The sequence below is a fragment of the Pseudomonas sp. HMSC063H08 genome, from assembly GCF_001813645.1.
Lineage (GTDB): Bacteria > Pseudomonadota > Gammaproteobacteria > Pseudomonadales > Pseudomonadaceae > Pseudomonas > Pseudomonas aeruginosa.
On record NZ_KV813457.1, the window covers coordinates 1 to 302 of the forward strand.

A 302-nucleotide genomic window follows, 5' to 3' on the forward strand; every position below is an offset into this window, starting at 1 on the left:
GGCGTAACCGAGATCGGCAATCAAAACGCCCAGGGCTGGGCCTGGGGCATCGCTCTGCCCGTCAGCTACCTGCTGTTTTTCAAGCGCGCAACCTCATAAAAAAATACCCCGGACCCGCGCCGAGTATTTCTTGCGGAATGGAATCAGGGCGATCGGCAAGCTGATCGCACCCTGATCTGCAAGAGATTCGCCGTGAACACTCCACATCAACCCCTTCGCCGAACCTGCCTGGCCGTATTGGCCTGCGGTGCGCTGGTCGCACAGGGAGCCTTCGCAGCGAGCGCCTCCGAGCAGGCGAACCT

At 60.9% G+C, this 302-nt stretch carries 1 protein-coding gene; it reads right to left on the bottom strand.

The features are described from left to right. Nucleotides 1–93 precede the first annotated feature (93 nt). On the bottom strand, nt 94–302 hold a 209-nt coding region (locus tag HMPREF2924_RS36215; protein ID WP_218189334.1), incomplete at its 5' end, for a hypothetical protein.